This is a genomic window from Pseudomonas neustonica (assembly GCF_003797945.1).
In the GTDB taxonomy this organism is placed as follows: domain Bacteria; phylum Pseudomonadota; class Gammaproteobacteria; order Pseudomonadales; family Pseudomonadaceae; genus Halopseudomonas; species Halopseudomonas neustonica.
Genome location: NZ_RKKU01000021.1, coordinates 24,314 through 48,983 on the forward strand (window position 1 = coordinate 24,314; position 24,670 = coordinate 48,983).

29 protein-coding genes are annotated in these 24,670 nt (G+C 56.0%); 10 read left to right on the forward strand and 19 right to left on the reverse strand.

All coding sequences use genetic code 11. The features are described 5' to 3' along the window. Positions 1-4: 4 nt before the first annotated feature. From EF096_RS14710 to rutR, 7 genes are all read right to left on the reverse strand, one after another. Positions 5-934, reverse strand: coding sequence for an ABC transporter permease (locus EF096_RS14710; protein WP_123890557.1), 930 nt, complete (start codon positions 932-934; stop codon positions 5-7). Continuing rightward, complete coding sequence (locus EF096_RS14715; RefSeq protein WP_123890558.1) at positions 934-2,028, reverse strand: ABC transporter permease; 1,095 nt, start codon at positions 2,026-2,028, stop codon at positions 934-936. The genes EF096_RS14710 and EF096_RS14715 overlap by 1 nt, the downstream gene beginning before the upstream one ends. Beyond that, the gene (locus tag EF096_RS14720) at positions 2,021-3,541 is read right to left on the reverse strand and encodes an ABC transporter ATP-binding protein (RefSeq protein ID WP_123890559.1); all 1,521 of its coding nucleotides are present in this window, start codon (positions 3,539-3,541) and stop codon (positions 2,021-2,023) included. Before EF096_RS14720 ends, EF096_RS14715 begins: the two co-directional genes overlap by 8 nt. Then, a complete protein-coding gene (locus tag EF096_RS14725) occupies positions 3,538-4,629 on the reverse strand; it encodes a BMP family ABC transporter substrate-binding protein (RefSeq protein WP_123890560.1) in 1,092 nt (363 codons plus the stop codon). Before EF096_RS14725 ends, EF096_RS14720 begins: the two co-directional genes overlap by 4 nt. A gap of 43 nt (positions 4,630-4,672) precedes the next feature. Further along, the gene (locus EF096_RS14730; RefSeq protein WP_123890561.1) at positions 4,673-5,059 is read right to left on the reverse strand and encodes a VOC family protein; all 387 of its coding nucleotides are present in this window, start codon (positions 5,057-5,059) and stop codon (positions 4,673-4,675) included. 1 nt (position 5,060) lies between these two features. Further along, the gene (locus tag EF096_RS14735; protein WP_123890562.1) at positions 5,061-6,068 is read right to left on the reverse strand and encodes an isopenicillin N synthase family dioxygenase; all 1,008 of its coding nucleotides are present in this window, start codon (positions 6,066-6,068) and stop codon (positions 5,061-5,063) included. A 336-nt stretch (positions 6,069-6,404) separates the two neighbouring features. Next, positions 6,405-7,100 carry an HTH-type transcriptional regulator RutR gene (gene rutR / locus EF096_RS14740; protein ID WP_372237890.1) on the reverse strand — a complete coding sequence of 232 codons (696 nt, stop codon included), beginning with the start codon at positions 7,098-7,100 and terminating at the stop codon, positions 6,405-6,407. Between the two features lie 282 nt (positions 7,101-7,382). On the opposite strand from rutR, the gene rutA reads away from it, so the two are divergent. Genes rutA through rutF form a run of 6 tightly spaced genes read left to right on the forward strand, consistent with a single transcriptional unit; the run spans position 7,383 to position 11,558 of the window. After that, the gene (gene rutA / locus EF096_RS14745) at positions 7,383-8,471 is read left to right on the forward strand and encodes a pyrimidine utilization protein A (RefSeq protein ID WP_123890563.1); all 1,089 of its coding nucleotides are present in this window, start codon (positions 7,383-7,385) and stop codon (positions 8,469-8,471) included. 59 nt (positions 8,472-8,530) lie between these two features. Next, positions 8,531-9,226, forward strand: a complete 696-nt coding sequence (rutB, locus tag EF096_RS14750; protein WP_235869754.1) for a pyrimidine utilization protein B — start codon at positions 8,531-8,533, stop codon at positions 9,224-9,226. Next, positions 9,223-9,606, forward strand: coding sequence for a pyrimidine utilization protein C (gene rutC, locus EF096_RS14755; RefSeq protein ID WP_123890565.1), 384 nt, complete (start codon positions 9,223-9,225; stop codon positions 9,604-9,606). The genes rutB and rutC overlap by 4 nt, the downstream gene beginning before the upstream one ends. Positions 9,607-9,622: 16 nt before the next feature. Beyond that, positions 9,623-10,423, forward strand: a complete 801-nt coding sequence (gene rutD / locus EF096_RS14760; protein ID WP_123890604.1) for a pyrimidine utilization protein D — start codon at positions 9,623-9,625, stop codon at positions 10,421-10,423. An 11-nt stretch (positions 10,424-10,434) separates the two neighbouring features. After that, complete coding sequence (locus EF096_RS14765; RefSeq protein ID WP_123890566.1) at positions 10,435-11,025, forward strand: malonic semialdehyde reductase; 591 nt, start codon at positions 10,435-10,437, stop codon at positions 11,023-11,025. Between the two features lie 11 nt (positions 11,026-11,036). Continuing rightward, complete coding sequence (rutF, locus tag EF096_RS14770; RefSeq protein WP_123890567.1) at positions 11,037-11,558, forward strand: NADH-dependent FMN reductase RutF; 522 nt, start codon at positions 11,037-11,039, stop codon at positions 11,556-11,558. An 85-nt stretch (positions 11,559-11,643) separates the two neighbouring features. On the opposite strand, the gene EF096_RS14775 is transcribed toward rutF, so the two are convergent. Together EF096_RS14775 and EF096_RS14780 are read right to left on the reverse strand one after the other, a co-directional pair. Beyond that, positions 11,644-12,246 (reverse strand): FMN-dependent NADH-azoreductase, encoded by a 603-nt coding sequence (locus EF096_RS14775; RefSeq protein ID WP_123890568.1) that lies wholly within the window; start codon positions 12,244-12,246, stop codon positions 11,644-11,646. 103 nt (positions 12,247-12,349) lie between these two features. After that, on the reverse strand, positions 12,350-12,670 hold the full coding sequence (locus tag EF096_RS14780; protein WP_123890569.1) for a 3-phosphoglycerate kinase: 321 nt from the start codon (positions 12,668-12,670) through the stop codon (positions 12,350-12,352). Positions 12,671-12,775: 105 nt separating this feature from the next. Here EF096_RS14780 and EF096_RS14785 point away from each other — a divergent pair, with 105 nt between their 5' ends. From EF096_RS14785 to EF096_RS14795, 3 genes are all read left to right on the forward strand, one after another. Then, a complete protein-coding gene (locus EF096_RS14785; protein WP_123890570.1) occupies positions 12,776-13,666 on the forward strand; it encodes a LysR family transcriptional regulator in 891 nt (296 codons plus the stop codon). Positions 13,667-13,732: 66 nt separating this feature from the next. Next, on the forward strand, positions 13,733-14,554 hold the full coding sequence (locus tag EF096_RS14790; protein ID WP_123890571.1) for an alpha/beta fold hydrolase: 822 nt from the start codon (positions 13,733-13,735) through the stop codon (positions 14,552-14,554). Positions 14,555-14,582: 28 nt separating this feature from the next. Then, positions 14,583-15,143, forward strand: a complete 561-nt coding sequence (locus tag EF096_RS14795) for a peptidylprolyl isomerase (RefSeq protein ID WP_123890572.1) — start codon at positions 14,583-14,585, stop codon at positions 15,141-15,143. A 15-nt stretch (positions 15,144-15,158) separates the two neighbouring features. Here the strand turns inward: EF096_RS14795 and EF096_RS14800 are convergent, their stop codons facing one another. Further along, positions 15,159-16,283, reverse strand: a complete 1,125-nt coding sequence (locus EF096_RS14800; protein WP_123890573.1) for a GNAT family N-acetyltransferase — start codon at positions 16,281-16,283, stop codon at positions 15,159-15,161. Between the two features lie 128 nt (positions 16,284-16,411). Between EF096_RS14800 and EF096_RS14805 the strand changes: the two genes are divergently transcribed. After that, complete coding sequence (locus EF096_RS14805) at positions 16,412-17,335, forward strand: DNA-3-methyladenine glycosylase family protein (protein WP_123890574.1); 924 nt, start codon at positions 16,412-16,414, stop codon at positions 17,333-17,335. 58 nt (positions 17,336-17,393) lie between these two features. On the opposite strand, the gene EF096_RS14810 is transcribed toward EF096_RS14805, so the two are convergent. The 9 genes from EF096_RS14810 to EF096_RS14850 all read right to left on the reverse strand — a co-directional run bounded on the left by EF096_RS14810 (position 17,394) and on the right by EF096_RS14850 (position 24,667). Next, the gene (locus EF096_RS14810; RefSeq protein WP_123890575.1) at positions 17,394-18,104 is read right to left on the reverse strand and encodes a DUF2057 family protein; all 711 of its coding nucleotides are present in this window, start codon (positions 18,102-18,104) and stop codon (positions 17,394-17,396) included. A 176-nt stretch (positions 18,105-18,280) separates the two neighbouring features. Next, a complete protein-coding gene (locus EF096_RS14815; protein WP_123890576.1) occupies positions 18,281-19,330 on the reverse strand; it encodes a porin in 1,050 nt (349 codons plus the stop codon). Between the two features lie 270 nt (positions 19,331-19,600). Further along, the gene (locus tag EF096_RS14820) at positions 19,601-20,359 is read right to left on the reverse strand and encodes an HvfC family RiPP maturation protein (protein WP_123890577.1); all 759 of its coding nucleotides are present in this window, start codon (positions 20,357-20,359) and stop codon (positions 19,601-19,603) included. Next, entirely contained in the window at positions 20,356-21,207 is an 852-nt protein-coding gene (locus EF096_RS14825; protein WP_220469292.1) for an HvfB family MNIO-type RiPP peptide maturase, read from the reverse strand. Before EF096_RS14825 ends, EF096_RS14820 begins: the two co-directional genes overlap by 4 nt. A 3-nt stretch (positions 21,208-21,210) precedes the next feature. Further along, complete coding sequence (locus EF096_RS14830) at positions 21,211-21,453, reverse strand: HvfA family oxazolone/thioamide-modified RiPP metallophore (protein ID WP_123890578.1); 243 nt, start codon at positions 21,451-21,453, stop codon at positions 21,211-21,213. 111 nt (positions 21,454-21,564) lie between these two features. Then, entirely contained in the window at positions 21,565-21,816 is a 252-nt protein-coding gene (locus EF096_RS14835) for an anti-sigma factor family protein (RefSeq protein ID WP_123890579.1), read from the reverse strand. Beyond that, positions 21,810-22,415: an RNA polymerase sigma factor gene (locus EF096_RS14840; RefSeq protein WP_123890580.1), complete on the reverse strand. Its 606-nt coding sequence runs from the start codon at positions 22,413-22,415 to the stop codon at positions 21,810-21,812. Before EF096_RS14840 ends, EF096_RS14835 begins: the two co-directional genes overlap by 7 nt. Positions 22,416-22,442: 27 nt before the next feature. Continuing rightward, positions 22,443-23,564: a beta-ketoacyl-ACP synthase III gene (locus EF096_RS14845; RefSeq protein ID WP_123890581.1), complete on the reverse strand. Its 1,122-nt coding sequence runs from the start codon at positions 23,562-23,564 to the stop codon at positions 22,443-22,445. A gap of 209 nt (positions 23,565-23,773) precedes the next feature. Next, on the reverse strand, positions 23,774-24,667 hold the full coding sequence (locus EF096_RS14850) for an alpha/beta fold hydrolase (RefSeq protein WP_158611290.1): 894 nt from the start codon (positions 24,665-24,667) through the stop codon (positions 23,774-23,776). Positions 24,668-24,670: the final 3 nt, after the last annotated feature.

Consider the following 24,670-nt stretch of genomic DNA (forward strand, 5'->3'; position numbering starts at 1 on the left):
CGCCTCAGCGGCGCTCCTCGCGAATAAAGGGCTCGCCCAAGGCGCCCGGCTGGCTGCTGTTATCACGACTGACAATAGCCACCCAGATCATCACCCCAAGGGTGACCGCATACGGGGTCATAAAGACGAAATACTGCGGCAGACGAATGCCCGAGGCCGCCATCTGAGGAATCAAGGCTTCAATACAACCAAAGAGCACCGCACCGGCTAATGCCTTCCAGGGTGACCAGCGCGCAAAGATAATCAGCGCCACGGCGATCCAACCGCGACCACCGACCATATCGGCGATCCACATTTTGGTGCTTAACACCGAGATGTAGGCACCCGCCAGGCCGATCAGCGCCGAGCCAGCGGCAATCGCGGCGCAGCGGTAAGCCAACACCGGAATACCGGCGGCATCCGCTGCTTGCGGGTTCTCACCCACCGCCCGCATGCGCAGACCCAGCACCGTGCGATTCAGCACCAGCACGACCAACAGAAAGATGATGGGGGTTAAATAGACCACCGGATTCTGGATAAACAGCTTGCCTACCACCGGCAACTCCGACAGCGGCCACAATGGCTGTGCGTGCAGGCCCGGTACCGGTTTGTTGGTCCAGTTCATCAGCGTACCCAGCAACCCGGTCAGCCCCTGACAGAAAAACACCAGCGCCAGCCCGGCAATCACCTGGTTGATACGCATGACCAGTACCATGAGCGCGAACAACTGCGAGACCACCGCAGCCGCTATCATGGCGATGATCAAGGCCCAGAAGGTAGAGCCACTGGTCATCAGCGACGCACCGATACCTGACAAGGCGCCCACCAGCATCAAGCCCTCTGCGCCCAGCGCCAAGACGCCTGTGCGCTCGATAATGATCAAGCCCAATGCCGCCAGCGCGAAGGGCACGGCGAAGTCGGGGATATTGCCAATCCAGCTTGCAATCATATTCATCAGCCCTGCCCTCCCTGTATACGGCGAATACGGTGACGAATGAAAAACTCGGATGACGCGACACAGATCACCAGAATGGCCTGTATCAACTGCACCATAGAGAAGGGAATCTGATAGAACACCTGCAAGCTACGCCCGGCCACAAACAGGGTGGCGACCAGCAACGCGACAACGGTAGCCGCAATCGGTTGGTTGCGCGCCAGAAAGGCGATCAGGATGCCCGAGAAGCCATAACCTGCGTAGAACGAATGAGTTAAGCGGCCCTCTTGCCCCGCCGTCACCATGAATCCGGCAAGCCCAGCCAGGGCGCCTGACAGCAATACCGTGCCCAGAATCACTCGGCTGACCGGCACACCCACGGCGCGCGCCACACCGGGGCTGTTATCGACAAAGCGCAGATACAAACCTGCCCGCGATACGCCGGTAAACCAGAGTACAAAGAGGGCCACCAGCAAGGCCAGAACCACGGCCAGGCTCAGCCCGTCGAACAGCTCTGGCAAGCGTTCAAAAGCGCGGTACTGTGGTGAATAGGGGAAGTTGTCACGCGGGTCTTTCCAGCTGCCGTAGACCAGGTGCAGCAGGAAGTTCAGGGCGATGTAATTGAGCATCAGGGTCGAGATAATTTCGTTGACCTTGAGGTGCAGCTTCAACAGCACTGGCGCGAGCGCCCACAACAGGCCGCAAATCAGTGCCGACGCCATCATCAGCGGCAAGCGCAGCGACGGCGGTCCGATCTCGAATAAAGAGATGGCCGTGGCGCCAATTGCGCCCCAGATCATCTGCCCTTCAAGCCCCAGGTTCCAGAACCGGGCGCGGAACGCCAGGCAGCCTGCCAGCCCAACCATGATCAGCGGCGCCGCCTGAAACAGCACCGCCCGCAGGCTCTGGCTATCAAACAGGGTAAGAATCACAAACTCGTTGAGCAGCTCGCCAGCTGGAACCCCGGCAGCTACCAGAATCCCTGCCGATATCAGCAGACCAACTACCAATGCCAGCGCGATGACCACAGCCTGCCAGTACCAGGCCATTTGCTGACGGACTTCCAGCGTATAACGCCGTGCCAGCAAGGGTTGAAAGTTCGTTGCATCAAACATGGTTCACCATGGCCTGCCCTATCGCCTGGCGGTCTGCCGGTTGGGCAAACTCGCCAATAATACGTCCCGCCGACATCACACCAATGCGATCTGCCAGCGCCATTACTTCATCCAGGTCTTCGCTGATCAGCAACACCCCAGCACCTGCATCACGCGCACTGCGTAGCCGCTCATGCACCGCCAACGTAGCGCGCACATCCAGGCCACGGCTGGGGCTATGCACAATGACCAATTGAGGTTGCCGGTTGAATTCGCGGGCGATCACCAGCTTCTGCGCATTGCCGCCCGACAAGAGTGCGGCTTTCTGCTGCAGCGAGCGTACGCCCTGCACATCAAATTCGCTGACGGCGGCTGCGGTATCGGCGTCAATGCGGCCGCGACGCAGGAACCAGAAAGGGCCGTAGCGTCCACTGTGAATCTCGCCCATAGCGAAGTTGTCGCTGATCGATAACGGCGCCGCCAGCGCCGCGCTGTAGCGATCCGCGGGAATACAGGCGATGCCGAGTTCGCGCCGCCGGGCCGCGCTCAGCCCGCTCAGGTCACCCTCGCCAACCAGCGCCATGCTGCCGCTGACCGGTTCCGGTAACCCCATGAGAGCGTTGGCCAACTCGCTCTGACCGTTACCGCCGACACCGGCGATACCATAGATCTCACCGGCGCGCAGACTCAGGTTTACGCCACGCAATACCGGAGAATCAGGATCACTGGAGCGCAGATCGCTCACCTCGAGCTTTACCTCGCCGGCCGCGCGGCTGGCAGGGATCTGCGGTGGCGTTGGCGCATCGCCCACGGTGAGCTTGACCAGCTCGCCAACCGACACTGATTGCGGCTTGAGGCTGGCGACCGTGCGACCGCTGCGCATCACCGTCACTTGATCGGCGTAGCGCATGACGTCATTCATTTTGTGCGTCACCAGGATGACGGCAGCGCCCTCCTGATGAGCAAAATTGGTCACCGTGGTCAGCAGGTTCTCTGCTTCCGCATCGGTGAGTACTGCAGTAGGTTCATCCAGAATCAGAATACGAGCACCGGCCAACAGCACCTTGAGAATCTCAACGCGCTGCTGCTCGGCAACCGATAACTGATCAACCCGCGCAAAGGGATCAATGCTGAATCCCAGCTTGGCCGCCATGGCCTTGATGTCCTCGGCGGTTTGCTGCAAGCGTTTGCGGTAACCGAGGGCCTGCTCCGTGCGCAAGCCCAGCAGTATGTTCTCCACTACGGTGAAGGGTTTGACCAGCTTGAAGTGCTGATGCACCATCCCGATGCCCTGGTTTGCTGCATCCAGTGGCCCTTTGAGGCGCACCAGGTTGTCGTCAATGAACAGCGATCCGGTTTCCGGTGCATAGAGCCCAGCGGCAATGTTCATCAATGACGACTTGCCTGCGCCATTCTCACCCAACAGGGCATGGACTTCGCCCCAGCAGGCAGTAAAGGATGCCTCGGAAAGGGCCTTGAAGCCGTCAAAGGATTTGCTGACGGCATCGAGTTGGATCGCGTTCGTATGACTCATTGCTGGGTAACCACTCCCTTGACGAACCAATCCATCGACCACAGTTGGCCGTCATCCAGGCTCTCTCCCTCTGCCGCTTTGACGTTGCCGTCACGGTCGGAAATCGGGCCAGCGTAAATCAGCTTCTCACCCTTGAGCAGCTCGTCGCGCGCCGCCATGATCTCGGCCTTGTCTTCGTCGCTAACGGCCTTGCCACAGCAGGAAACGTCAGTACCGCCCTGCTCCATCGACAATAACGCGCCGTTCTCGGCAGGATGCCAGTTCCCCGCCATGATTTTCTTCAGCTCGGGAGCCAGAAAGCGATCCCACACCCAGACGGAAGAACACACGGTGGCTTCAGGGGCAAACTCGCTCATATCGCGGTGGTGGCCGGTGCCATAAACACCACGCTCTTGCGCAACGATTTGCGGCGTTGGGCTATCAACATGCTGGCCAATAACATCTGCGCCCTGATCAATCAGAGCCGTAGCTGCGGCGCGTTCCTTGACCGGATCATTCCAGGCGCCGGTGTAAATAACCGTAACGGTCGCGTCGGGATTCATTTCCTGAGCGCCCATGGCGAAGGCGTTCACGGTCCAGTTAACCTGGCCAAAGGGGTTGGCCGCGACAAAACCCAGCTTGCCCGTTGGCGATGCTGCACCAGCCGCCATACCGCACAGGTACTGACTTTCATAGGTACGACCGTAGAAAGATTCCAGATTGTCGGAGTTGGTTGTGCCTGAGCCGTTCAGGAACGCCACATCGGGATACTTGTCCGCCAACTCCTTGAAGGTATCGGAGTAACCAAAGGCAGTGCCGATGATGATGTTGGAGCCACGCTGAATAAGACGTTCAACTGTTGGTTTGATGGCTGATGCTGTTTCCGGCACGCTCTCCACGTACTGAATCTTCTGATCAATATCGGTTTCCAGGCGTTGGCGCGCTTCATCAAAGGCCTGGGTCCAGCCACCGTCATTGCGTGGGCTGATATAAAGCATGGCGATTTTCGCCGGCCCCTTGAGGGTAAAGCCGTCTTCTTCCGCCGAAGCAGAGTTCATCAGGCCGCACGCGGCCAGAGCACACAAGGTGCCCGTGAGCAGTTTTTTCATTGCCAAAATCCTTCTTGCGGTGGGTAATCTGAATAAACAGGGGTTAAAGCATGTGGTTGATCCGGAAAACATTACCTTCCGGGTCGATCAGAACGGCCTGATACCAGTTGTAATAAGTGGTATAGGGCGACTTGATCAGAGTAGCGCCGTGCTCGCAGGCGATCGGTACCATTCGGTCCACGTCATCGGGGCTGTCGACATCGATATTCAACAGGAACTTGCAGCCGCTGGTTTCTGCATACTCGGTAAGGTGCAGCAGGTCATAAGCGTCGGGCGCATTAAAACCGATGCAGCAGGTACCAGCGTCAAGACCGCGAAAAATCGGTGAGCGAATAGCCTCGACTTCCGGGAAGCCGAACACGCGCTGATAGAAACCGCTCAACGCGTCGATATCGCGAGCAAAGACGTTTACATAAGAAAGTTTGCTCATATCAGGCCACCTTGCTCCCGCCAAAAGTCGTCTGACGGACAAACTTGGATTGCAGATGATCACCCGAGCTAACCGGTGCGTAGCGTGGTGTCTCGCCTTCTGGCAAACAGCTCGGCAAACACTCAACCATCACGTCGTAGTTGGGTTGATGGAAGAACACCAGCGACTGCCGCTGCTGCTCGCCTTCTACGTCTTCCGGCGGGTTCACCACGCGGTGCAGGGTCGAGATCCACTGGTCGTTGGTCCACTGCATCATCAGGTCACCAATATTGACCACGAAACCGTCTTCAACGTAGGGCACATCGACCCACTCGCCTTCGCGGTTGCACACCTGCAGTCCGCCGAGGGCACCGTCGGGTTTAACGATGGTCAGGCTGCCGTAGTCGGTATGGGCACCAGCACGCAATTGGCCGTCCTCGATACCCTCTTTGAGATGCGGATAACGCAGGCTGCGAAACATGCTGATGTGGTTGTCGATCTTGTCGTCGAAGAAGGTTTCCGGCAGCGCCAGCGCCAGCGCAAAAATACGCATCAGGCTTCGGGCCAGATCACCCATCGCCTCAAAGTACTCCGCGTAAGCTGCATCAAATCCGGGCAACGCCGTGGGCCAGACATTAGGCGCAAAGTGCGGACCCGCCTGTTCCTCTGAGTAATAAGGTTCATCTGGCACATTCAATGGTCCGATCGAAAAGGATTCTTTCAGGTCACCGGGCGCGGCTTCTTCCATGGAGTACGAGAGACTCTCTTCGGCCACTGCACTGTAACCGCGCACCATATCCGGGCGCGGCCTGTTTGCCTTGCGTTTTTCATCCATAGGCAAATCGAAGAATTGGCTGGTTAATTTGCTGACGCGCTCAATCAACTCGGCGGGGATCTGATGCTGAGTAATAACCAGAAAACCAATATCACGACACGCTTGATTGACTGCTTTGGCCACAGCCGCCTTGCCCTCGGCGGTTCCGCTGAAATAGGGGCCAAGATCGATGATGGGAACATAGTGAAGCGTCATACGATTGCATCCTCCGACTAAAACTCAGGCGCCAGCTCAACCAGCTACCCGAACTGAAGAATCCGCAGACGAATCAAATCGCCCGCCGTTTCCGAACGAGGAAAACAATTGCAGCAACTATGCCAATAACGCTTTTTCTTTGAATAACAAGGTATTGAAGATTTGCCGAGGCTTAACTTTGATCAACTGGTCTGATTCAGAGCACCCGGTTTGTGCGGACAGCCCAATAACGGGGCGGCAATGCCAGGTATACAGAGGTTATTGGCCGCACCACCTTGCACTATCTAGCGCCTTCTGGAGGGTAAAGACTGCAAACATGGGGAATGCCTGGCAGCATCAAGGCCGAGGACAAATACCCTGCAGGACCAGCAGCTTGAGGTTGGCCAGCGTTTCAGCGAAGAAAGCAGGGTCGTCGAGCGTGCGCCCGGACACCGCCTCTACTTGCACCCGAAAGTCGGCATAGTGCTGGGTCGTTGCCCAAAGCGAAAAGATAAGATGGTGAGGTTCAATCGGGGCGAGCTTGCCGGCGGCAATCCAGGCATTGATGACCGCAACCTTGGACTCGACAATATCGCGCAGTGATGTACTCAGTTCTTCCAGAAGCAATGGCGCCCCTTGAATCACCTCAAGACAGAACAAGCGTGACTCGGCTGGATGATCACGCGACAGCTCGAGCTTGACCTTTAAGTAGTCACCAATCGCTTCCACCGGATCCTGCTCAACGGTAAAAGCCTGCAAGGGACGCAGCCATACCTCCATCAACTGACGCAATACATTGATGTACAAGTCATCCTTGGATGCGAAGTAGTACAGCAGATTGGTTTTGGATACATCGGCCTGGCTGGCTACCTGGTCGAGGCTGGTGCCGTGCAGCCCATAGCGCGAGAAGATATCCAGCGCGGCTTCCATAATTGCGCTGCGCTTGGTCTCCATCAGGCGCTTGCGTCTGTTTAATGTTGCCTCGCTTGGCACCCGGCTTCTTGCCGTTGGCTTCTTCGCAGGCACACCTGGCCGTGGTATCTGTTTGCTCACTCTGGTTCCAGCCTCATCCCTTGGTTGACCGCATTCTACCCTCTTGTACTGCCTATAGCTCAAGCCTTGCTCAACGCCCCAATTCGGACCGAGGCGCACAAACCAAGTGCTCTAATTCGGACTAACTGGTCCGTGATAGTTAGATAAAAACAATCAGGCCATTGATAAATAAAGAAAACCTGAATATGGCACGCTTGATGCTTTTGCCTTCGTACAGCCAAAGTGCAGTGCAACCCTGCCTGCACTGAGGCAACTCTATTACCAGACCCTGAGGGCAGAGCAATGAACGTAGGCATCTTCATCCCCATTGGCAATAACGGCTGGCTGATCTCAAAAAACGCACCGCAATACATGCCGACCTTCGATTTGAACAAGACCATAGTCCAGCGTGCCGAACATTATGGCTTCGAGTTTGCGCTCTCGATGATCAAACTGCGCGGCTTTGGCGGCGAGACTGAATTCTGGGAGCACAACCTGGAATCCTTCACGCTAATGGCTGGCTTGGCTGCAGTAACAGAACGCATCCAGCTGTTCGCCACCGCCGCTACTCTGACTATCCCACCCGCGATCGTTGCGCGCATGGCGTCAACCATCGACTCCATCTCCCATGGCCGTTTTGGGGTCAACCTGGTCACTGGCTGGCAGAAACCCGAGTACTCACAAATGGGGTTGTGGCCCGGCGATGAGTTCTTTGCCAACCGGTACGAATACCTGAGCGAATATGCCACCGTGCTGCGTGACTTGTGGAACACCGGTACCAGCGACTTCAAGGGCGAGCACTTCCAGATGGAAGATTGCCGAGTAAGCCCAAAACCGCAGGCCGACATGAAGATTATCTGCGCCGGTCAGAGTGAAGCTGGTATGGCCTTTACCGCCAAGTATGCCGATTACAACTTCTGCTTCGGCAAGGGTGTGAATACGCCCAAGGCCTTCGCCCCCACCGCAGAGCGACTGGAGCACGCCATCGCCGAGAGCGGCCGCGACGTTTCCTCGGTAGCGCTCTTTATGGTGATTGCCGACGAGACCGACGAAGCCGCCCGTGCCCGTTGGGACTCTTATAAAGAAGGCGTTGATGAAGAAGCGGTCGCCTGGCTGGGACAGCAAGGCGCCGCCGACACCAAGTCCAAGGGCGATACCAATATTCGTCAGATGGCTGACCCCACTTCAGCCGTCAATATCAACATGGGCACCCTGGTCGGCTCTTTCGAGAATGTCGCCAAAATGCTCGACGAAATCGCAGAAGTACCGGCCACCAGCGGCGTGATGCTCACCTTTGATGATTTTGTTGAAGGCATCGAAAACTTCGGTCAAAAGATCCAGCCGCTGATGAAGAGTCGCAAGCACGTAGTCGACATGTTGGAGAGCGCTTGATGAACAGTTCAAGCAGCCCGGTAGTTGGCTACGCGCCCAATCATAGCCACGACAACAGCATGATTTTACCGGCACGTCCGGAATCGCTGGCCATCAACGCCAACGACAGCGCCTTGATCGTGGTCGACATGCAGAACGCCTATTCCACCAAGGGCGGCTATCTGGATCTGGCTGGATTTGATATTTCCAGCACTGGCCCGGTGATCGAATCCATCGCCAAGGCGATAAAAGCGGCACGCGCCGCTGGAGTACAGGTGATTTTTTTCCAGAACGGCTGGGACCCGGAGTACGCCGAAGCAGGTGGCCCCGGCTCGCCTAACTGGCACAAGTCCAACGCCATGAAGACCATGCGCAAGAACCCGGAACTGATGGGTACGCTACTGGCCAAGGGCACCTGGGACTATGACCTGGTCGATGAGCTGAAACCACAGCCTGGCGATCTGGTCGTACCCAAACCACGCTATAGCGGCTTCTTCAACACTGCCTTCGATAGCCTGCTGCGTAGCCGCGGCATCCGCAACCTGGTGTTTACCGGTATTGCCACCAACGTCTGCGTGGAATCCACGCTGCGTGACGGCTTTTTCCTCGAATACTTTGGCGTAGTGCTGGCCGATGCCACCCATCAGGCAGGCCCTGATTACGTGCAGCAGGCCTCGCTCTACAACATCGAAACCTTTTTTGGCTGGGTTAGCACTGTCGATGACTTTTGCACCACCCTCGCCACCTCTACCCAGAACCAAGGAGCAACCGCATGAGCAAGAAAACTGTACTTCCAGCAGGCACCGGCAAACCTTTGGCCCCTTTCGTTCCTGGCTCAATGGCAGACGGCATTCTCTACGTGTCCGGCACCCTGCCCTTCGATAAGGAAAACAACGTAGTCCATGTGGGTGATGCGGCAGCGCAAACGCGCCACGTGCTGGAAATCATCAAGGGCGTCGTCGAAGAAGCCGGTGGCACTATGGATGACGTCACCTTCAATATGATTATGGTGCGCGACTGGAGCGACTACGCCGCCGTCAACACAGTGTATGCCGAGTACTTTCCGGGCGAAAAACCAGCGCGCTACTGCATCCAGTGCGGTCTGGTAAAACCCGACGCACTGATCGAAATCGCCAGCATCGCGCATGTCGGCTAAAGGCATGAGCGCTGGTATGCATATCGAGTTCCATGGCCGCCAGGAAGCCGATGCCCCAACGCTGGTATTCAGCTCGGGGCTCGGCGGTGCCGCCCATTTCTGGACGCCCCAGCTCAACGAGCTGGGCAAGGACTTCCGTCTGGTTCTCTACGATCAGTTGGGCACCGGACAAAGTCCCGCGACCTTGCCAGAGGGCTACAGCATTGGCAGCATGGCTAATGAACTGGTCAGCTTGCTGAGCGCTCATGATATTGGCGAGTACCATCTGATTGGCCATGCGCTGGGCGGCCTGGTCGGACTGGAGCTTGCGCTACAAAAGGCGCCAGGGCTTGCCAGCCTGACGCTGATGAATGCCTGGGCCAGTGCCAGTCCGCATACCGCTCGTTGCTTTTCGGTGCGTAAACAGCTACTCGCTGGCGCGGGTCCTGCCGCCTACGTCGAAGCCCAAGCACTATTTCTTTACCCGCCCACCTGGATAGCCGAACACATCGAGCAGCTATTAGTAGAAGAAAGGCGACAGCTCGCAGGGTTTCCGCCAGAAGCCAATCTGTTACGCCGTATCAACGCGCTACTGAAGTTTGGCCCAGGCGAAGCACTCATGAGCATTGCGCAGCCGACCTTACTGATCGCCAATCGTGACGACATGCTCGTGCCCTGGACCTGCTCGCAGGAGCTGCAGAACACACTGCCCCATTCGCAGCTGAAGCTGTTTGAGTACGGCGGCCACGCCTCCAGCGTCACCTGCGCAGACACCATCAATGCAACGCTACGCGATTTCATAGCCAGCGTTACGCATACCACCAAGACATTCGCCTGAACGAGGGCACTATGCAGCAATCACTGGATCAAAATACGCTCGCGCAACTTTTCACCGAAGCCCGCAGCCACAATGGCTGGCAAGATCTGCCGGTAGCCGACAGCCTGCTTGAACAACTTTACGACCTGGTAAAAATGGGACCGACCTCGGCCAACTGCAGTCCTGCGCGCTTCGTTTTCGTGCGCACCCGTCAGGGCAAGGAGATGCTCAAGCCGTGCCTGTCATCCGGTAACCTTGAGAAAACCATGAGCGCGCCTGTGACGGTTATCGTCGCCTACGACAGCCGCTTTTATGACGCACTGCCTGAGCTTTTCCCGCATGCCGATGCCCGTAGCTGGTTTACCGGTAGCCCAGAACTCATCCACGAGACCGCGTTCCGCAACAGCTCCATGCAAGCGGCCTATCTCATCATGGCCGCCCGCAGCCTGGGGTTGGACACCGGGCCCATGTCCGGTTTCGACGCCAATGCGCTGGACCAGGCCTTTTTCAGTGACAGCCATTGGAAATCGAACCTGTTGATCAATCTGGGTTACGGTGACAGCAGCAAGGTATTTGATCGCCTCCCTCGCCTGTCCTATTCAAAAACCTGCATACTTACCTGAAGGAGTTCGCCATGTTGGCAGTCCAAACTCAAGAGACAGCGCCTATGCAAGTTAGCCGCGACGCATTTCGTAACGCCATGTCGGTACTTGCCGCCGCCGTCAACGTGGTCACTACCGATGGGCCCGCCGGTCGCGCCGGCTTCACTGCAACCGCAGTCTGCAGCGTTTCTGATGAGCCACCCAGTTTGCTGGTGTGTCTCAACCGAAGTGCATCGGTATACGATATTTTCAGCGCTAACGGACACCTGTGCGTCAATACCCTGACCTCCAAACACCAGGCCCTATCAAACTTGTTTGGTGGCAAGTCGTCGATGGAAGAGCGTTTTGCGACCGCTGACTGGCACACCGAGTGCACAGGGTCTCCCATGCTCGATGACGCGCTGATCAACTTTGATTGCCGCATTATCAATCGAGTCGCCGCTGGCAGCCACGACATACTCATCTGTGAGATTGTTGGTCTCCGGCAGCAGGATAGCGGCGACGGCTTGATCTACTTCAACCGCGCCTACTGCAACGCTATACCGCAGGCGTAATGACCGAGTAACGGCAGCATAAAAAAGCCGGGGTGCTGAAGCGCCCCGGCTTTTTTGTCGCTAAGACAGAGCTTTGCCCAGTTGATCAGGCAGCCAACTCACTCAGCGCCTTATCAGCCTCAGCACGACCCTTACCGGCCTCTTCTTCACCCATTGCCTGACCTTCCACATGTATGAAAGTCAGATCCTGAATACCAATAAAACCAAAAGCCGTGGTGATGTAAGGCTGCTGATGATCCAGCGGTGAACCCTGGTGACGACCACCGCGCGAGGCCACAATGTAAACCTTGCGATCAGGCGTCAGACCAACAGGGCCGGTTTCGGTGTACTTGAACGTACGGCCGGCACGCAGCACGTGGTCAAACCAGGCTTTTAGCGTCGAGGTAATACCGAAGTTATACATCGGCGAGCCGATGACCACGATGTCACTGGCCAGCAGCTCATCTACCAGCTCATTGGAGCGGGCGTCAGCGGCGCGGTCTGCATCAGTCTGCTGGTCTGCGGGCTTCATCCAGCCGTTAAGCAGGGTCTCGTCAAGGTGCGGTACCGGGTTCGCGCCAATATCGCGCGTCACTACCTTAGCCTCAGGATGCTGCGCCTGCAGCTTGGCTACCAGGTTAGCGGTGTATTCACGTGACAGAGAACCGTTCTGACGCGCGCTGCTTTGAACTACCAGGATCTGTTGCATAAAAAGCCTCCATCAAATGTGTTGTGATGGAGGTATATTAGACCCAATAAAAAGATATAAAAGCGCAAAAATACGCTTATAACAATCGACAAAACTGATATGTTTACTTAGCTTTACAGTTCACGCTAACGCGAACGCGCGTTATCTCTCGTTCAAAGTGCTGAGTAAGCACTGTGCTCTCACCCGCATCCAGTTGGGTACGTCGCGGAAAAGGGCGCTCTGGCCCGCTGATAAAAGTGGCTTCGCATTGCGCAGTATTGCTGCCGTTATTTGTTAACGTCACTGTAGCAACGTTGCTAACGTCAGCCGACGTAGCCGACACACTGACCCCGTTGGCGTTCATTTCAACGTCGATAGGAAAAGAGGCCATGGCGACGGCCGGCAGCAGGCAACCGACCAGCAAGATCGAGTTGAGACGAGACATGGTGAAGCTCCTTGTTATTAGCCGTTATCGCACGGCCGCAATCAGTAACTCTAGCAGCTTGGCGCTAAGCGCACTGGCTCGCAAGCGCCATAAGAGGTAGTTGAGATGAAAGCACCCCGGGTAACCCTTGAGCAGTGGCGTACGCTGCAAGCCGTCGTTGATTATGGCGGCTATGCCCAGGCAGCAGAGGCCCTGCACCGCTCACAATCCTCGGTAAGCTACACCATAGCGCGCATGCAGGAACAGCTCGGGGTGCCGCTACTGGAAATAGAAGGTCGTAAAGCGGTATTGACTGAGGCAGGAACAACACTCTTGAGGCGTTCACGGCAAGTGGTAGAGCAAGCCAGTCAGTTGGAAGTGCTCGCCCACCAGCTGGAGTTGGGTTGGGAGGCCGAAGTGAATCTGGTAGTAGATGCGGCCTACCCCGCCGAGCGACTGGCGACCGCGCTGCAGGCCTTCATGCCCGCCAGCCATGGCTGCCGCGTTCAGCTCCGTGAGGAGGTACTTTCCGGCGTTGAAGAGTGCCTGGTCAACGGCAGCGCGGACCTGGCCATCTCAGGCATCAGTATTGCCGGGTTTCTGCCGCAGCAACTTAACGCCGTTGATTTCATCGCGGTTGCTCACCCAGAGCATGCATTACACCAATTGCAACGCACGCTGAACCACGATGATTTACAAGGCCATCTGCAGGTCGTTATTCGTGATTCAGGCAAGCGCCAACCCCGCGACTCAGGCTGGCTGGGTGCAGAGCAGCGCTGGACGGTAGCCAGCCTGTCTACCGCCGCCAAACTGGTAGCCCGTGGTCTAGGATTCGCCTGGCTGCCAGAGCATGAGATCAGTGAGCAGGTCGCCGCTGGCAAGCTAAAGATACTGCCGCTACAGCAGGGTGCGCGCCGCTCACATTACCTGTTTCTGTATGCCAACCGTGAGCGCCCCATGGGCCCTGCTACGCGCATTCTCGCAGATCTGCTGATTGAACATTCGATGACAGCCTGATTGCAGGCTTCTCATTGCAGCAAGTCCGTGTCTAGAATGGGACTTTGGCCATCAGGGACGCATCGCATGCCGCAGATCAGACTGAATGACTGCCTGTTTCACTATACCGATCAGGGGAGTGGCCCACCCCTGCTGCTGCTGCACGGACTTGGCTCAAGTGAACGCGACTGGGAATACCAGGTTCCGGCACTGACCGAACATTACCGCGTGCTCTGTCTCGACAGTCGCGGTCATGGCCAAACCGAAAAAGGGGGTAACGGCTACTCTATCCCCCTCTTTGCCGCAGACTGCTTGGCTTTCATCCAGGCCATGGAGCTGGAAAAACCGCATATTGTGGGGCTGTCGATGGGCGGCATGATTGCCTTTCAGCTAGCGACCAATTCACCAGAAACGCCTGCCAGCCTGACCATCGTCAACAGTGCGCCTGAGGTTATCCCAAGACGCCCTGCAGAATACTGGATGGCGGGTAAACGCCTGTTTTTCGCCCATATCCTACCCATGCGCGCTATCGCCAGTGGCCTGGGCAAAATGTTATTCCCCAAGCCGGATCAGCAACATCATCGCGATACCTTTCAGGCCCGCTGGTGCGAAAACGACCGCCGCAGTTACCTGGCCTCGCTTCGCGCTATCGTCGGCTGGGGTGTGAGCGCTCAGCTGGACCGCATTGTTTGCCCGGTGCTGGTCGTCAGTGCGGACCAGGACTACACGCCGGTGGAACAAAAACGCAACTATGTGAGTCGATTGGGTGATGCCAGACTGGAAGTCATCGCCGATTCACGGCACGCTACACCCGTTGATCAACCCGAGGCGTTCAATAGCCTTCTGCTCGATTTTCTGCAACAGGTGGACGCCACCCGGACCCTTACCCACGAAATAGATCCTGCCTAAGCAGGACCACATAATGACGGAGTAAAAGATGCTGAAACACCTATTGGGTGCTGCCACCCTAATGCTGCTGAGCTGCACTGCGCTGGCCGATGATCCGCGCGTCCAGCTATCCACCTCGCTGGGTGACATTGTGGTTGAGTTGAACCAAGAGGCTGCACCCATCAGCGTAGCCAACTTCTTGCGCTATGTTGAATCCGGGCATTACGACGGGGTTATTTTCCATCGTGTCATCCCTGGCTTCATGATCCAAACCGGTGGTTTTGACGCAAACATGCGCCAGCGGGAAGTGGGCAATCCGATCAAGAATGAAGCAGACAATGGCCTGATGAATAACCGCTACACCCTGGCGATGGCGCGTACCGGTGTAGTTGACAGTGCAACCAGCCAATTCTTCATTAACCTGGGTAACAACGACTTTCTGAACAACGGCAGCCGTGACTTTGGCTATGCGGTATTCGGTAAAGTCGTCAGCGGTGAAGGCGTGGTAGAGACCATCGGCAAGGTGGCCACTACCAGTAAAGCGGGACACTCAGATGTACCACGCAACCCCGTCACCATCCTCAGCGCCAAGGTTCTGGACGCCGAGTAAGCAGAGTAGTTATCGTCAGGTTTCCTGTTTGAATGGCAGGAAACCTGCAGACTCCGCCTGATAAGACCTCACCCCGGCGCGCTCGCGCTCAAGAAAGTCCGCTACCGCTTCATGCAAGCTTGGCTGCAACTTGTGCCAGGACTGGGTTAGTACCGGCTCAAAGCCACGCACCAGTTTATGTTCGCCCTGCGCGCCGGCATCAAAGCGGCTAAGCCCTTCGGCTATGCATCTATCCATGCCCTGATAGAAACAGGTTTCGAAATGCAGCCGATCATATTCTTCCAGACATCCCCAATAGCGGCCATACAAGGTGTCGTCACCAACGAGGAAGAGCGCACCGGCGACGTCTCGGTCGTCCTGACGGGCAAAGACCAGGCGCACTGCCTCAGGTAGCTCGGCAGATAGCTCACTGAAAAAAGCACGCATGAGATAGGGCTGCTGACCACGCTTGAGATAGGTCGCCGCATAAAAGGGGAAAAACCGTTGCCAATGCGTTTCAGTAATCTCCGCCCCTTGATGCCATTCAAAATGGATGCCTTGCGCCGCTACGGACTGCCGCTCCTTGCGAAAATTCTTGCGCTTGCGCGAGCTACAAGCAGCGAGAAAATCATCAAAACTGCTGTACCCACGGTTAAACCAATGGAACTGGCAGCCCAACCGCTGTACCCAGCCGGCACGCTCCAACAGAGAATTATCACTGTCTTGATTGAACAGCAGGTTTACCCCCGAGACCAAACCGCGTTGCAGGGTCTCATCCAGCGCTTGCAGAATGAGCTGTTGGCTGGCCTCACAACGGCCCAATAGGCGCGGCCCTTGTACCGGTGAAAAAGGCACAGCGGCGAGCAGCTTGGGATAATACGACTGCCCTGCCCGCTCCCAGGCCTCCGCCCATTGCCAATCGAAGACATACTCACCGTAGGAATGCATTTTTTGATAAAGCGGCAACAGTGCCTGCAAGCTACCATCGGCGTTCTCTACGACCAAATGCGCAGGTACCCAACCGGCATCAATACCAACCGACCCGCTACGCTCCAATGCGGCAAGAAAACCGTGGCGCAAAAAGGGATAGCCACTGGGCAATAGCGCATCCCATTGGCTGGCGTTGACCTGATCGATATGCGTAAGCTGGCGTAAGTTCATAGCGCAAAGAGTGCCACAACACGGCGTCCATACCGAACGAAATTCACTACTAAATGCGCGATCACGCCTGCTGGTTACTGCTAACGCGCCAAAGCCAAGTATTGCAACCCGACGAGAGGACATCTGATATGGCCCAAGGCAGCCAACTGAGCGTCACGCTCAGCCTACCCCGGGATTTTCGGGTGTATGACGTTTTGCGTTTTTATCAACGTGATAATCAGCAACTGGCTGAAGTCGTGCAACAAACGACAGTTAGCAAAGCCACCTTGTATCAGGGCATACCGGCTGCCATGACAATCAACTTCAGCCATGGCGGCGTCGCCAGCATTAGCTGGAAGAGCGACAGACCCACTCCCCTAAGCCGCAATGATCTGGTGGCATGGGGTGAGCACATTCTAGGCCTGTCACAGCCAGTGGATGTATTCGCACAACGTTATGGCCAACACCCGCAGATCGGCCCTCTTATTGCTGCCACACCCGGATTGCGTATACCGCAAGCAATAACCCCTTTCGAGGCTGGCTGCTGGGCGATTATTGGCCAGATGATCAGCGTTGCAGCAGCGATATCGATACGCCGCAGGTTGATCCAACAGCATGGCGTGCCACACAGTGGCGGGCTTACTTGCCATCCGGATGCAGATATCCTCGCGGGTCTGTGCATTGAGCAACTGACCGCCTGTGGCTTATCGCAAAGCAAGGCCAAAAGCCTGTTATCGCTTGCGCAGGAAACCATCAATGACAACCTACCGCTTCGGCATTGGCGTTGCGCCGAGGATCTGGACCCCAAGGCGCTGGCAGCCAAACTACTGGCGCTGCGTGGCATCGGACCCTGGACAGTGAGCTATCTAATGCTGCGTGGTTTTGGTTTGCTTGACGGCTCGTTGCACGGTGACGTGGTCATTCGCAAGCGACTGCAAAGGCTGCTGGCACAAGCGGAAACCCCGGATCAGCGCCAAACCGCCGCCTGGCTGGCAGCATTCAGCCCTTACCGCGCGCTGGTCGGGGCGCATCTATGGGCAATGGCGGCAAGCGAAAAAGCGGTCGATTATTAAAAGACAAAAAAATCCCCCGCAAGCGGGGGAATAAGGAGCAACACAAAAACCAAAAAACTTACTGGGCAGTCCAGTCAATAAAAGCCTCGCGGCTCTGCGGGGAAAGCATCAGCCAAATCTGTTTGAGCGTCGATAGCGTTGCGGCGTCCGCTGGCAGGGTCTGAACGGGAGTAGCGGCCTGAGAGGGTGCAGGTACTGCAGCGACGCTATGAGCAGCCTGCTGCTGGCTGCCAAGCGGAGCGATAGCAGTGCCCGCGTCTGGCACAGCCACGCCACCGGAGCCCAGCATCTGTCCCAACAGAGATACGTAAGCAGGGCCCTTCTCTGTCGCGACGCGCTCTCCTGTCCGAGTGTTAACGGCGGCACCAGAGAAACTATTCTCCATGTCCTGGGCTTCCTTCAGGTTATTCGGCTCAGTAAATTCCAAGCGCCATACTTCGCCGGCGTTGCCGTCAATTTTGAAGGTAGCACTGCGAGTACGCACCACTTCGTGACTCAGACCACCACCGATGTCGTAGCCATTTTCAAAGTAAGCGTTAATACGATACTCACCAGGCTGAAGCAGCAGCTGGCGTGTCTTATTACCTACCATCGCGTTCGCTGCCGGAGCTGGCTGGCCATTTATATCCAGCACTTCCAGCGTATTGGGCATTTCTACCACGACCACCTGTGACACCGGCTGCTCGGCACCGGAATAAAGTTTAACAGGAGCCTGTTGAGCACAGGCTGATAGCAGCGCAGCGGCGGCGATACAAAGCAGATGACGCATGGGTTAAAACTCCTAGCACGAGTGAAGATAGCGTTTGATCAAGCCATGGCCATGATTAGGTGACCACTGGGCGACAAGATTAAGACCGTATCGTTTCACTTTAATGACAAAGCCGGGCTGCTTTTACAAACAGCCCGGCTTTGGGGAGTACTTCAATCCGTTAACTAATAACCAGATTAGAAGTCGTAACGCAGGCCTACAGACAAGCCAGAGGCGTCTTCATTGACAGTGCCACCTGGTGCAGCGGAACGACTTTGTGCCCAAGGAGTCAAGTTGACGTTCTCATCGTTTGAAACCAGAGCGTAGTTAGCGTAGACGCGGACAGCCTTGTCGAGTTTGTGCTCAACACCAACAACCCACATATCGCTGTCAAAGTTGTCAGCATCTGAATCACGCGTCATCCACATACCTTTCAAAGCCGTGTTTTCAGCGACCTTAAATTCGGCACCCAGACCGTAAGTATCGGAAGACAGTTGATCTTGTACAGCGTCCGTTACTGCGTCGCTGGTGTAGTCAACAGTCTGATAGAAACCAACCGCTTTGAAGCCATCAGTAATCTTGTAAGCTGCTGCAACGCGGATACCGTCACGTTCGCCACGACCGGTGTCTTCTTCCGCAGACTCATAAGCCAAAGCCGCTTCCAAGGCAGAACCCGCGTAGTTCAATGAACCACTCATTACGCTTTCATCTGCGTCGGAATCAGCTTCCTCGCCTTCTTGAACAGAGTAACCCAGCTTGGCAAAGAAGCCGCTCATGTCGGGAGTGGTGTATTCAAGCGTGTTGTCATAACGCTCGTCGAAACGGGCATTACCCACACGGGTCAAGTTACGCATATCACCGACCTGATCGCCGAACAGGTTAGCGGGACCGCGAGCGCCTTTGAATGGGCTGTCAAAACGCCCCATACGAGCGCTACCGAAACCACCCTTCAGACCGACGAACGTATCGCGGGTATTGAGCGTGTTATCGCTATCAGTGCCGAAATTAATTTCCTGCTCAATCTGAAAGAAAGCAGTCAAGTTTGAGTTAATCTCATGATCACCTTTGAAACCCAGACGTGAAGCGTTGCTGGACAGGTTGGTCTCGGAGTAATCCGCACCGTCGTCCAGATAGTCCACGGATACATGTGCACGGCCATAGATGCTTACGTCAGCCATGGCAACAGCAGGAATGGCAGCTGCCAGGGCGGTAACGGCGAATCCGGCAAAATGCTTACGCAGTGTCATTGAGTCTTTCCTCATTAGTGTTTTTGCGTTGACAGTTAAACAACACATTTGGGCTGCCTTGCGGCTTGATGCCCGGTGTTGGAACGAATCTTGGCAGCGCCATATTTCAAATCAGTTGCGCAAAGATGAACATTCAGTGACAACGGAACTTTTTGGCGGGAACACAGACCTGAGGACGTTCGCTCAAACGGCGATCGAGGTGTCACGAGGAAAATCAGTAGGATAGAAAAGAAATGGAGACCAGGCTTTAACTGGTAACAAGGGCTCGACTCAAGCAGGCAACACAATATCCTGCGCGACCCAATCGTTGAGCAAGGCCAAACCATTAGCCAGAAAACCCTCATCGCAGACTAACCCGTTCTGGTCGGCCACGTAGCCAAGCAAGGCTGCTGGCGTCCCCGCCCGCTCTTGTAACCGGGTCAGCAGCTGGAAGGTAAAGCTGGTCAGTTGCATAAAGCGCACTTTATCGTTGCGATCACGCCAGACCAGCAGGCAGGTAGGCTGCGCGGGTGCTTCAGTCGGCTGATAATCTGGGCCTATGCGATGGACCGGCCATTGATAAGCGAGCGGCCAGGCCAACGGCGAGGCACTCAGGGTACTACTATACAGGTCGAGCACGCCGCCCTCTGGCGCCTTTACCGGCAACTCAGCGGTTGCGGTATCCAACGCCAGCTCGACCCACTCATAATGCGCCAGCTCCAGCATGTAGGGCGGATCATCGAGGTCCCTGATATAACTTTGCTGTAGCCAGGCAATAAACTCCTGACCAATTTCCAGAAAGTACGGTGAGCGGCACTGGTGCTGTGCGATAAAGCCGCTGACCAGTTGAGCCCAGCGCTCCGCCGATAGCAGGCTATGTAAAACCGGAAAGGTACCGCGAACAAAGCTCTCGATACTGTTGTAAAACAATCGTTCATAGACGGCGACACGATCAGCCGGTATTGCGTCGGGAATCGGCGCAGCCGATGGGTTACGTATACGTGCCGCAAAGTCGCGCTGGTGCTGTTCACTGCGACTAGCGCGGCTCATGCGCGCAAAATCCGGGGCGCAGCCACTGCCGTCTGCATCTCACGGATCTGCCCCAACTCAGCATATAACTCGGCTATCGGCGGAAAATTGAAGTCGCGCTCCAGCAACGTTGGGCGCACGCCATGCTCAGCATAAGCGAGTTGCAAAAGCTGCCATACCGGATCTATCACCGGTGCACCATGGCTATCAATTTTCAACCCTGGCTGCGCATCGTGATGACCGGCTATGTGCATATAGGCAATGCGTGCACTCGGCATTGCCCGGATAAACTGCTCGGCATCAGTGCCAAAATTAATGCTGTTTACCAATACATTGTTAACGTCCAGCAATAGCTGACAGTCGGCCTCCTGCAATACTGCGTTAACGAATGCTGTCTCATCCATATCACCTGGCAGGCAGGCATAAGCCGAGACGTTCTCGATGATCAGTGGCCGCTGCAACGCGTCTTCCACCTGATTGATACGCTCAGCGATACGCAGAACGTTGAATTCGCTGAAGGGAACCGGCATGAGGTCATAAAGCTGACCATCGTCGGCGCAAGCCGAAAGATGCTCGCTATAGACACTGATCTGATGCTCATCGAGGAAGCACTTGATATCGCGAAGTAGCCGCTGATCCAGGGGGGCCAAGCCGCCCAAATTCAATGACAACCCGTGGCAGGCAAAGGTATAGCGTTCAGTCAGCGCACGGAATTGGCGACCAAAGCGGCCACCGATATTGATCCAGTTTTCCGGCGCCACCTCAAGAAAGTCGGCACCGGCGTGCGAACTATCGGCGATCTCACCAAGCAGGCTGCGACGCAGACCGAGGCCTGCGCCACTAAGGCCGGAATGCTGAATTACAGTCATTCCTCAGTTACCGCAGGTGCCTTCACCGCACTTGCCTTCGGCTTCGCTTTTGCTTTCTTCCTTCTCCTCACCACAACTGCCTTCGCCGCACTTGCCTTCCATGTCACCTTCACCGTGGTTGTCAGCAACGTTATAGCCGCTCTGCAGCTCCTGCACAGCAAAAGGGTTTTCGGCAGCATTGACGCTGACACCAGCGCTTACCAAGGTGACACCCAACGTCAGCATCGCAGTATTGAATTTATTCATGGCCAATCTCCGTCTTTTTGAATGAAGGCATTGAGTGCCTCCCTACTAAACTAGACCAGGCTGACCTGTCGCGGTTACAAAAGCAGGCTCTTTTTTGAAACCTGATATGAATCAACGCTCGTTATGGTCGTCTGATTGAGCCGCGCGCTGCTCGCTGATAGCTCTCAGCAAGTGCTCAAGATCGGGAAGTGGCGCTTCGGGCAGAGTACGTATTACGCGTTGGCTGATCCGCATTTGTCGGATAAACCGTCGACAGTGAAAACAGATAGCCAAATGCGTCCGCGCGGCTAATCGCTGTCTAAAACTCAAGCTGCCATCCAGAAGATCACTGGATTGAGCCACCAGTCCCTTGCACGTCAACATTCGCCCGTGTCCTCAAAATGTTCCAGTGTTGCAAAGACGCTCAAGCGCGCACGATGCAACAGTACTCGAACATTAGAGTGCGAAATTTCGAGCAGGTTACAGATCTCTTCCAGCTCCAGACACTGTCGATCGCGCAACAGCAGCACGCTGCATTGCAGCTCGGATAGACTGGTCAGGGTATGGTCCAGGCACTCGCGTAGCTCCTGCTCATCGAGCAGGGCTTCAGGGGAGTCGGTATGCCAGCCAAGCGGCGACTGTTGCCAGTGCCCATCAGCTTTGAAACGGTCAGCGCCTATGGTGCCATGCGGACCGGCAATATCGTCGATAAAAACTTCTCGTCGTTGCTTTTTCAGACGAGTTTTAGCGGCGTTGGCGGTAATGGTCAGCAGCCAGGTCTTCAGGCTCGCTCGGCCGGCGAAGCCATCAATATTACGCACGACCGATAGCCAGCTGTCCTGCACTACCTCGTCGGCACTGCTCATGCCGACGATGGCGATGGCTATGGCGCGCATCGCACCCTGGTAACGCTCAACCAAGACTTTATAAGCCGCCTGCTCGCCGCTTCGCAGGCGCGCCAGCAACAGATCTTCATCTGTCACTGGCGATCCCTCCGGTGCGACCGGCTATTAATGCTTGCGCACCACCACACTGCCGATCGAGTAACCCGCGCCGAAGGAGCAAATAACTCCGTGGCTACCAACGGGCAGATCCTGTTGATTCTGGTGGAAGGCAATAATAGAACCAGCTGAACTGGTGTTGGCATACTTATCAAGCACGACAGGTGCTTCTTCTGCACTTGGGTCACGACCCAGCAGCTTGCGCGCAATCAGCATGTTCATGTTCAGGTTGGCCTGGTGTAGCCAGAAACGCTTGATATCTTCGACTGATAGCCCCACTTCCTGCAGGTGGTTGCCAATCAGTTCGGCCACCATAGGGCAGACATCGCGGAACACCTTGCGACCATTCTGTACGAACAACTTGTCGGCCTTGCCGATACCCGACTCGTCAGCGCGGTTAAGAAAACCAAAGTTGTTGCGGATGTTATTAGAGAACTTGGTTAGCAGCTTGGTACCCAGGATCTCATAGGGATGCTCGCACACGGCCTGATCGGCACGCTCGATGACAACTGCAGTACAGGCGTCGCCAAAGATAAAGTGGCTGTCACGATCACGGAAGCTCATATGACCGGTACAGACTTCAGGGTTCACCATCAGTACCGCACGCGCCTGACCCAATTGCACGGCACTGGCTGCATTCTGAATACCAAAGGTGGCAGAAGAACAGGCAACGTTCATATCAAAACCAAAACCATCGATACCCAGTGCTTCCTGCACCTCTACCGCCAGTGCCGGATAGCCTCGCGGCAAATTGGAGCAAGCCACAATAACCGCATCGATATCAGCAGGTGTGCGACCTGCGGCCTCAAGCGCCTGGTGTGCAGCCTTGACGGCCATCTCGCAAAGCAGTGACTGCTCTTCGTTAGCGCGCTCAGGGATATCCGGCACCATGCGATTGATGTCCAGAATACCGCTTTTGTTCATCACATAGCGGCTCTTGATGCCAGAGGCCTTTTCGATAAACTCGGTGCTGGAACAGGCCAGCGCTTCTACCGTACCGGCCTCAATGGCTGCGGCGTTGTCTGCATTAAACTGCTCGACATACGCATTAAAACTTTCCACCAGCTCTTCGTTGCTGATGCTTTCTGTAGGGGTGTACAAACCTGTTCCGCTGATCACTACTTTGTGCACGGTCGGCCCTCTTTTCGTGTTATGAACGCGGTTTACCCAGCGCCAGTGCGCCAAGATCGGTAAACCACTCTCTATTTCCAACAGGCCTTCACAACGCTGCATGGTTTACCAATGCTGCGTAAATTCAACCTGAAATGCTATTTCACAAACAGTAAAATCATATGATTCGACAGCTGTTGCCGTAGATTTACCTTTTGCAGGCAGCAGACCTACCGGGGCAAGTGCTGTTCAAGCCAGCCGAGTACCAACGGAAAATGATCGACTTCCGCCTGCGGGTGAGTCAGCAGGTCGTTATGGCTGTAACGCCTGGAACAGCCCTGCCCTTTCTCCAGCAACACGATCTGCGCGTCATGTGGCCCCATCTCTCGGGCAAAATCACGCACATCACCAATATGTCCCTGCTGACGATCCGACTCGCCTGCGAGATACAATGCAGGCGGCCAATCCAGCTTATCTATGGCGCTAGCATAGTCGAAACCATCCTCAAGATCACGCCATTCGCCGCGCATCCAGGCCAGATTGGCGGCGTAGATCGCGGTTGATTCATCGGCCGTGCCAATCGCCAAGGCGCGACCCGGTATGACCCCGTTGATTTTACCTAGCAATGGCAACAGACGCTGCCAAACCCATCGGCTCGCTAATCGGGTCAGTCCGGAGCCATGCTGCTGCCTGCGTCTTACGCCAAAGTGTAATAAGCCGCTGATAGCGGGAAGGAGCTCAGGATGGCGTATCAAGGCACTCACCATCCACACTCCGCCCCAACCATGACCGACGCAAAACAGCGGACGCTCGGCATGGCGTGCTCTGATAAACGCCAGCACAGCGGGCAGATCCTGGCTGATTAGCGCTGACTGCGTCATCCCTTCGGTAGCATCGGCCAGCGCTGGCTGACTGGCCCCATGGCCGCGCAGATCAACCACATAGACAGTGTGACCAGCCGCGACCAAGGTACCCGCCAGCCCTTGATCAGTGCGCGGATGAAAAACACGACCGTCTTCCAGGGCACCGTGCACCAGTAACAGCACAGCGCCGGTGTTGTCGCTGCCAAAGCAACGCAGTTGTAGCTCTACGGAGTTGACCGTTAACGCGTGCGTCTCAATCACACT

Bases quoted from the DNA above. Each gene is read 5' to 3' on its own strand.
- EF096_RS14710 (WP_123890557.1), bottom strand. From the start codon at position 934: ATGAATATGATTGCAAGCTGGATTGGCAATATCCCCGACTTCGCCGTG.
- EF096_RS14715 (WP_123890558.1), bottom strand. From the start codon at position 2,028: ATGTTTGATGCAACGAACTTTCAACCCTTGCTGGCACGGCGTTATACG.
- EF096_RS14720 (WP_123890559.1), bottom strand. From the start codon at position 3,541: ATGAGTCATACGAACGCGATCCAACTCGATGCCGTCAGCAAATCCTTT.
- EF096_RS14725 (WP_123890560.1), bottom strand. From the start codon at position 4,629: ATGAAAAAACTGCTCACGGGCACCTTGTGTGCTCTGGCCGCGTGCGGC.
- EF096_RS14730 (WP_123890561.1), bottom strand. From the start codon at position 5,059: ATGAGCAAACTTTCTTATGTAAACGTCTTTGCTCGCGATATCGACGCG.
- EF096_RS14735 (WP_123890562.1), bottom strand. From the start codon at position 6,068: ATGACGCTTCACTATGTTCCCATCATCGATCTTGGCCCCTATTTCAGC.
- rutA (WP_123890563.1), top strand. From the start codon at position 7,383: ATGAACGTAGGCATCTTCATCCCCATTGGCAATAACGGCTGGCTGATC.
- rutB (WP_235869754.1), top strand. From the start codon at position 8,531: ATGATTTTACCGGCACGTCCGGAATCGCTGGCCATCAACGCCAACGAC.
- rutC (WP_123890565.1), top strand. From the start codon at position 9,223: ATGAGCAAGAAAACTGTACTTCCAGCAGGCACCGGCAAACCTTTGGCC.
- rutD (WP_123890604.1), top strand. From the start codon at position 9,623: ATGCATATCGAGTTCCATGGCCGCCAGGAAGCCGATGCCCCAACGCTG.
- EF096_RS14765 (WP_123890566.1), top strand. From the start codon at position 10,435: ATGCAGCAATCACTGGATCAAAATACGCTCGCGCAACTTTTCACCGAA.
- rutF (WP_123890567.1), top strand. From the start codon at position 11,037: ATGTTGGCAGTCCAAACTCAAGAGACAGCGCCTATGCAAGTTAGCCGC.
- EF096_RS14775 (WP_123890568.1), bottom strand. From the start codon at position 12,246: ATGCAACAGATCCTGGTAGTTCAAAGCAGCGCGCGTCAGAACGGTTCT.
- EF096_RS14780 (WP_123890569.1), bottom strand. From the start codon at position 12,670: ATGTCTCGTCTCAACTCGATCTTGCTGGTCGGTTGCCTGCTGCCGGCC.
- EF096_RS14785 (WP_123890570.1), top strand. From the start codon at position 12,776: ATGAAAGCACCCCGGGTAACCCTTGAGCAGTGGCGTACGCTGCAAGCC.
- EF096_RS14790 (WP_123890571.1), top strand. From the start codon at position 13,733: ATGCCGCAGATCAGACTGAATGACTGCCTGTTTCACTATACCGATCAG.
- EF096_RS14795 (WP_123890572.1), top strand. From the start codon at position 14,583: ATGCTGAAACACCTATTGGGTGCTGCCACCCTAATGCTGCTGAGCTGC.
- EF096_RS14800 (WP_123890573.1), bottom strand. From the start codon at position 16,283: ATGAACTTACGCCAGCTTACGCATATCGATCAGGTCAACGCCAGCCAA.
- EF096_RS14805 (WP_123890574.1), top strand. From the start codon at position 16,412: ATGGCCCAAGGCAGCCAACTGAGCGTCACGCTCAGCCTACCCCGGGAT.
- EF096_RS14810 (WP_123890575.1), bottom strand. From the start codon at position 18,104: ATGCGTCATCTGCTTTGTATCGCCGCCGCTGCGCTGCTATCAGCCTGT.
- EF096_RS14815 (WP_123890576.1), bottom strand. From the start codon at position 19,330: ATGACACTGCGTAAGCATTTTGCCGGATTCGCCGTTACCGCCCTGGCA.
- EF096_RS14820 (WP_123890577.1), bottom strand. From the start codon at position 20,359: ATGAGCCGCGCTAGTCGCAGTGAACAGCACCAGCGCGACTTTGCGGCA.
- EF096_RS14825 (WP_220469292.1), bottom strand. From the start codon at position 21,207: ATGACTGTAATTCAGCATTCCGGCCTTAGTGGCGCAGGCCTCGGTCTG.
- EF096_RS14830 (WP_123890578.1), bottom strand. From the start codon at position 21,453: ATGAATAAATTCAATACTGCGATGCTGACGTTGGGTGTCACCTTGGTA.
- EF096_RS14835 (WP_123890579.1), bottom strand. From the start codon at position 21,816: ATGTTGACGTGCAAGGGACTGGTGGCTCAATCCAGTGATCTTCTGGAT.